Raw genomic sequence first — 6,835 nt, 5'->3', positions numbered from 1 at the left:
CGTCCGTGGCCATCTGCCCGCACAGCACACACGGCCCGCCCACGGCCTCGCTGCGCGGCACCGACACCGGCTCCGGTGCGGGAGCTGCGGGCGCTACGGCGAGCGGGAACGAGGCCTGCGCAGGGCCGCGGTCAGCGGACAGCGCCGTCACCGCGTGCGTGGGACCGGCCAGCAGATCGAGCACCGACATCCCGTAATGCGCGGCGAGCCGATCGCAGTCATCCAGGGTCCAGTGCGCCTTGCCGGTCTGCTTCCGCGACACCTGCGCCTGCGCCAGACCGATCCCCTCAGCCAGCGCGCTCTGACGCTCCCCTGCCCGGGTCATGAGCGCCGTCACGGTGAGCCTGAGCAGCTCCTCCGTACTCATCATGAACCCCAACCTAGCATTCTCAATGCGACTTCCGCATAGAAAATGCGAGATCGGTTCGCGTTGCAGGGTGCCGGGGTCACGGCTCGGGAAGGTCGCCTGCGCGTGCCATGACCCGGACGAGGTGCACGGTGAGCAGCACCTGGGCAAGCGCACCCTCGGCGGCCGGGTCCGAGGTGCGGGTGGGTGAGTGCGGGGATGGGGTGCACCGCGTCCTGGGCGAGGGCATTGAGGCGGTGGCCGAAGGAGAGCTCGAACAGCGGGAAGTGGTCCGCGGCGTGGCCTATGCGGCGAAAAGAGCGGGCGGCGGCGAAGACAGGGCGGGCGCGAGGCGGGATCGCGTAGCAGACGCCGGGCGGATGGTCGGGCGAGCCGTGCTCGGGGTGCCACACGTTAGGGACCGAGGGAGATTCCCGTCTTCTCACGCAGGGCCAGGCGCCGGATCCGTGGCGGGGTGAGCAAATGAGCGCGCAGGAGGGTCAGTTGACGGATCGCGAGGATGTCCGTCCAGCAGGTGACGGCCCGCCAGGCGGGCTCGGTGGCCACGGCGGGTGAAACAGTCGCCCCGTGACCGGTCACGTCCAGGGCGCGCAGGATGTCCCCGGCCATTGCAGGCGGTGCTACCGGGAACGGTGTCCACCGCGATGCATCCGGCAGCCGGGCTGGAAGCGGCCAGGGCGATGCGCGTCCGGGTGGCGTCGTCGTCCGGGTCGCAGATCAACGTTACCGGCCCAGCCCGTGGGGCGATCCGGGCGCTCACCTGAGGGGCTCCTCTCGCGGCGGGAAGGTAGCGTCCAGGACGTCTTCGAGCAGCGGGTAGGGCGCGCCGCGGGGTACGGGAGCCTGGCGCAGCAGACGCAGGGCGTGGTGCGTGGCCTGCGCCCAGCGGCGGAAGTTGCCGTGGCACCAGCGGGCATCGAGCCGCTCGAGAGCGTCGGGATCGCTGTGGCGCCACAGCGGGTGGGAGCGAGGGATCACCTGGGCGACGTCGGCGGGGGTGAGGTGCGGCACCGTCAGCGACACGGCAGTACGCGAGGCAAGCATCTTCTGGCGGCGCAGCACTGCCTGGCCGCGCTCGCCGACCACCAGGACGATCGAGAGGCGGGTGTGGGGGGTCGTCGAAGAGGTAGCGCAGGTACTCGAAGCAGGCGGCGTCCAGACGCTGGGCCTCGTCCACCACGAGCAGATGGTCACGGGCTGCCAGGACCTCGCGCAGGGCCGCGTCGAAGGCCCCTGGATCCTTCGGCCGCGCCGGAAGGTTCAGGGTGTCGGCGAGGTCCGAGCGCAGGGCCAACGGGGGACGGGGCACCAGGCGACCCAGGCGCGCGCGGCGGGCGGGCCGGGGCTTTGCGGCGAACACCACGTCGAGGGCGAAGGTGTTGCCGGTCGAGGGCGAAGGTGTTGCCGGCTCCGGCATTGCCGGACAGGCACATGATCGCCCGCTGGTCGGCGGCCTGCTCCATACCGCGCGCCAGCTCTTCGAACACCGGCAACGCAACGGTCTCGGCGCCCTTGAGCGACAGGTAGTACCGAGGCCCAGCAGAAGCCCCACGTCGAGGCTGGGCACGGGCCGGGGCACGCCGACGGCGCGCGGGGCGGGGGCGGTACGGGTGCGCGGCCGGGCACATCAGTCCTCGCCGAGGCGGCCAATTGTTGCCCAGGTGGCTGAAGGTCCACCGCACCACCTCGCGGTCCATCTGCTCGCGGCCCAGGCGCTTCAAGCCGCGCAGCACCTGGGCGGTGCGGCCGGAGTGGCCCAGTCATCCGGCGGCACAGCGGGCGGGATGAGATCGGGCAGCGCGAGTTGGGCCGCATCCGCGAGCCGCTCCCGCTCGGCCTCCACTGCGCTCAACCAGCCCAGTTGCTGGTGCACTTCGGCCCCGGTGACCGCCGCGTACCTGTCCCGCGTATGGCGTGAGGCGGCGGCCAGCGCCCGGGCCAGGCGCCGCTTCTCGGCCGCCTTGCGCCGACGGTGCGCCTTGCGCTGGGCATCGGTGGCCTCATCGGACGGGTGCGCCGGCCCCAGGTACTTCCCCTAGGCCGCCTCGAACACCTCGATCTCGTGGTCGTGGTGCGGGATGAAACGGACGCGGACCTTCAATCCCACCTCCGCCTCGCCGTGCATCCGCTCCCCCACGTAATAACGCTTGTTCCAGCGCACCCCGCTCGCGGTCAGCGTGCGTATGCGGCCGTCGTCGGCGAGCGTGAACCGGTGCAGCAGACAGCGGTCCACGTCCTCGATCGGGGTCGGGTCGGCCCGCCACGCCTCAAGCGGCGTGAGGGGGCGTCGAGAGCCTGCGAAATGTGCTCGGTGATCCACTCCAGCAGCAGACGCACGAACTCGGCGAAGGGCAGGGGCGCCGCCTCGTCGGCATCCTTGCTGCGGGCACCGGGGCGCAGCCGCGTGGAGAGGGCGTGGGTGTAACGGGGCAGCGCGGCGAAGAACATCTTCTGCGCGCACCGGTTCAGGTTCTCGATTCCCCCCTTCAAGTCCGGCCGGTAGGCGGGCAGGTCCTGCACCGGCACCGCGAAGTGCCCCAACGCGTCGGAGATGGTGTGCGACAGGAAGTCGGCGCCGCGGTCGGTCCGCACCGGCGAGGGCAGACCACCGATCGGCCCGTATGGGCCCGCCAGGTCCGTATCCCTTACCCGCGCGATCCGAAACGCCGCGAGTCGCGTCCCTCGAGGGCTGGTGCGGGGTGATCGCCGCGCCCGGGACCGCGCCGGTCGCGCAGTCAATGAACCACGTCACCCACGGAAACACCAACTCGCCGTCCAGCAAAATCTCGACCGGCACATGCTTGTGGTCCCCCTCCCCGCAGGCATTCCGCCACAGTCTCGGGCGCCGCAGATGCACATCGTGACGCCGCCGGACCCGCTCCCCGACCAAGAGGGCCGCGCGCTGCCCAGGATTGAGGCCCAGTCGGATCGCCCGGTGCAACGTGGCCAACGACGGCACATCCGGCACCTGTTTGCCCTCGGCGCGCGCCCGCTCGGTCTCCCTCACCAGATCCCGGTGCACCGCGGCCGCGTTCCCGCACCACGCCGCAAGCCGACCGTGCAACTCGTCCGTGATCCGGAAACGGTCCCGCTGGACGGGCCCCGTACGCCCCTGCCGGCCGGCCTGAAGCCACCGCCGCACCGTCCGCCGCGACACACCCACCGAGGAAGCGATCAGCCGCACATGCTCCGCGTCCAGCTCCCCACGCTCCTCCAATGCCAGCAACCGGGACACCGCCTGCTCACGCCCCAACACCCTGGGCACCAGCGGGACATCACCCACATCCCCCAGGCCGACATCGCCGACATCGCCGACATCAGGGAAGAGCTCCGTCCCGGCCATGCCCTCACCCCGGCATCAACGCCCTGTCCCCCTCCCCCACCAGGCACGATCCGCCAACTGCCAGGACACACACACGAATTCAGAGAAATACCCGCCCAATTACGGCCCAGCCACTAAAATGCCCCGCCACTCAGGAATCTGCACCAACCTGACCAGCACCTCTGCACCTCCCCGTCCCGGCAACACGTCACACCGATGACCCCGGCAGCAACAACACCCCAGACCAGACACCTACACCCACCCAAGGACACCCCATACAGACCAAGGACAAACACACTCAGATTCGCACGTTCCTAGCTGTTCGACTATCCGGCCTCGCTGGATTCAGCAGGGAAGCCCGCCGCGGGAGGCGTGAATGCCAACAGGTTTGCAGGAAGAAAAGACGTCTGAGCGGGCCTCCGTGCAGGTTCTGCGGCCGCATCAGGTCGAGGCGGTCGACGCGGTGCTACGGGCCCTGCAGTCGCCCCCGGACGGACACCTGCCGCCGGAGGGCCTTCGGTGTCAGTGCATCGCCGCCACGGGCTCCGGCAAGACCCTCATCGCCGCCGTGACCGCTCAACGGCTCGGCGCGCGGCGGGTGTTGGTGCTGGTGCCCACGAGGGATCTGCTCGTGCAGACCGCGGCCGCCTGGCGGCGCGACGGCGGCCGCTGCGGGGCGGTGGTCGGAGTGTGCTCACTGCGCGCAGAGGAATCCCAGGGCGTGCCCTGTACCACGGATGTGGGGGAACTCATCGCGTGGATGCGGGACTTGGGCACGGTGACGGTGTTCGCCACATACGCGTCGGTGGGTGTCCTTCAGCGCGCGCACGCCGCCGGGCTTTGTGCGTTTGACCTGATGGTGGTCGACGAGGCGCACCGCACCAGCGGGGATGGGCTCAAGCCCTGGGCGGCCGTGCATGACCAGCAGAAGATCCCCGCGGCGCGCCGGCTGTACATGACGGCGACGCCGCGGGTGTGGGAGGCGGCTGAAGGGCGTACGGCCCCAAGGCTGGTGGCGAGTATGAGCGAGGACTCCCCCGTCTTCGGGCCCGTCGCTTACAAGCTGAGCTTGTCCGAGGCGATCAGCCGGGGACTGATCGCGCCCTATCAAGTGGTGTGCGTCGACATCCGCGACCCCGAGTACGGACGCCGGGCGCAGTTGGGTTCAGGCACGGAGCGGGTGCGGGGGGCGCGGCTGGCCGCACTGCAGGCCGGGGTGCTCACCGCGGCGGCGCAGGAGAACCTGCGCAAGGTGCTCACCTTCCACTCGCGGGTGGCCGAGGCGGAAGCGATGGCGGCGGGCATTGCGGGGGCCGCCGTGCAGCTGTGGGAGGGCGATCAGCAGAGGTATCCGCATCCGGATCGGGTGTGGGCTTCCTGGCTGTACGGCCATCACCCGCCCGCCCACCGGCGCGCTGTCCTTGAGGAGTTCGGCTCCGGCGTCATCGATCACCAGGCGGACAAGCGCCAGGACGGCACGAGTGCGGGTCTGGCCGGTGGGGAGCGGGAGCTGCTGCCCGCGGCCTTGCGCGTACTGGCCTCGGTCAAGGTGCTCGGCGAAGGCGTCGACACGATCGCGGACTCGGTTGCCTTCTGCGATGTGCGCGGCTCGATGGTCGATATCGTGCAAATGATCGGCCGGGCACTTCGAATGCAGCCAGGGCAGGGGAAAATCGCCTCACTTGTCGTCCCGGTATTTCTCGCAGAGGACGAAAACCCCGACGACATGCTCACTTCTCCCGGCTACGGCGGCTTGGCCAAAATCTTGGAAGCGCTCCGCGCGCACGACACGGAGACGATCGAGGCCCTCGCCGACTCCCGCCCGCGCAGCGGGAGCTGGGATGAGCAGGATGAGGCCGGAGCCGAGGACAGTCGTGCTTCCCGCAGGGCGACACGCCAGCCCGAGAAGCATCCGCAGCGAGGTGGTCTTGCCGACGCTGTTGATGACGTCGAGGGGCAGGACACCAGCGAACCGGCGGATCCGGTGAGCGCGGGGGCACGGGAGCTGCTGAAGTTCTCCTCCCCGCGTGATCCCGCGCAGCTGGCCCGGTTCGTCAGGCTGCGGGTGGTGGAGCCGGAGAACGAATACTGGCGGCGCGGCATCGAGGCCGCAGCCCGGTACGTGAAAGAGACCGGCACCGGCCAACTGCGCGTGCCCTACGACTTCATCACCCCGCCGGAGTGGTCGCCCGCGGGCTTCCCGCTCGGGGTGTGGCTGGCCACGCAGCGCAAAGCCAACAAGACGAGACGCCTGGATAGAGAGCGGATCGCCGAGCTCGATGCGCTGGGGATGGTCTGGTCGCACCAGGGCATCGCGTTTGAGGAAGGCCTCGCCGCTGCGCGGGAGTGGGCCGCGGAGCACGGCCACTTCCTGCCCCCGGCGACCGCGGTATGGAACGGCTACCGCGTGGGGAACTGGGCCAAGGCACAGCGCGCCGCAGCCAAACTCGCCGACGAACTCGAGCAGCGGCGCGCAGCCGGCCTGCCCGTCGGCTCGGAGGCCGGCGCGCTGCCGCTCTCGCGGCGCGAAGCACTGGAAGAGATCGATCCCGGCTGGTGCCCGGTATGGGACATCGGCTGGCAGCGCGCCTTCCGCCTCGTCCAGATGCACGTCAAGGCTGGTGGGAGCGTACCGGCCGTAGCGGGTGAAGTCGTCGTCCAGGGCGAGGATTTGGGACGATGGGTGGCGGCGCAGCGACTCGGCTTCGAGGAACTGCTGCCCGCCCAGCAGTGGCTGCTGGGACACGTCCTCGGCGTGGAAGCAGCGGGTGAGGACGAACGGCCTACACGGCGGACACAGGACGACAAGTGGATGCTCAACATGGCCGCCGCACGGCAGTTCCACACACGCGAAGGGCACCTGAACGTGCCCCGCAAACACATCGAGGAAGTACCCGTCAGCCTCGCCGGACCCGCCGCCACCGGGCGCGAAATCACCCCCGAGGACACCGTCCCCATCGCCCTGGGCATGTGGATCACCAACACCCGCCGCCGCGCCAACAAACTCACCACCCAACGCCGCACTGACCTCGACGCCCTCGGCATGCGCTGGTGAACAGCAGGGGAGGGCGGTGGTGGCCTCATCAACAGCGGACACATGAAGCGCCCATCGCGTCGCGCGCCGGGCGAGGTCTGGCAGGGGGCAG

4 protein-coding genes and 2 pseudogenes are annotated in these 6,835 nt (G+C 70.2%); 1 reads left to right on the top strand and 5 read right to left on the bottom strand.

From position 1 onward, the window contains the following. The 5 genes and pseudogenes from AC0KTA_RS42035 to AC0KTA_RS42015 all read right to left on the bottom strand — a co-directional run. Window positions 1-370: helix-turn-helix domain-containing protein (locus AC0KTA_RS42035; RefSeq protein WP_481057196.1), on the bottom strand; the 370-nt coding region annotated here is incomplete at its 3' end. Between the two features lie 390 nt (window positions 371-760). Continuing rightward, the gene (locus AC0KTA_RS42030; RefSeq protein ID WP_481056958.1) at window positions 761-976 is read right to left on the bottom strand and encodes a hypothetical protein; all 216 of its coding nucleotides are present in this window, start codon (window positions 974-976) and stop codon (window positions 761-763) included. A 147-nt stretch (window positions 977-1,123) separates the two neighbouring features. Continuing rightward, the gene (locus tag AC0KTA_RS42025; protein ID WP_481056959.1) at window positions 1,124-1,561 is read right to left on the bottom strand and encodes a hypothetical protein; all 438 of its coding nucleotides are present in this window, start codon (window positions 1,559-1,561) and stop codon (window positions 1,124-1,126) included. Beyond that, window positions 1,545-1,784 (bottom strand): annotated as a pseudogene (locus AC0KTA_RS42020) (hypothetical protein); the annotation flags it as partial. The pseudogene AC0KTA_RS42020 and the gene AC0KTA_RS42025, both read right to left, overlap by 17 nt. Window positions 1,785-2,084: 300 nt before the next feature. After that, window positions 2,085-3,602: pseudogene (locus tag AC0KTA_RS42015) on the bottom strand (Mu transposase C-terminal domain-containing protein). A gap of 463 nt (window positions 3,603-4,065) precedes the next feature. On the opposite strand from AC0KTA_RS42015, the gene AC0KTA_RS42010 reads away from it, so the two are divergent. Continuing rightward, entirely contained in the window at window positions 4,066-6,744 is a 2,679-nt protein-coding gene (locus tag AC0KTA_RS42010; RefSeq protein ID WP_481057195.1) for a helicase associated domain-containing protein, read from the top strand. Window positions 6,745-6,835 lie beyond the last annotated feature (91 nt).

This window comes from Streptomyces sp. Y309 (genome assembly GCF_056712025.1).
The sequence above is the reverse complement of the archived record's forward strand: the minus strand, read 5'-3'. Positions and strand labels throughout refer to the sequence as shown.

Coding starts and splice junctions, on each gene's coding strand:
- AC0KTA_RS42010 (WP_481057195.1), top strand. CDS start 4,066: ATGCCAACAGGTTTGCAGGAAGAAAAGACGTCTGAGCGGGCCTCCGTG.
- AC0KTA_RS42030 (WP_481056958.1), bottom strand. CDS start 976: ATGGCCGGGGACATCCTGCGCGCCCTGGACGTGACCGGTCACGGGGCG.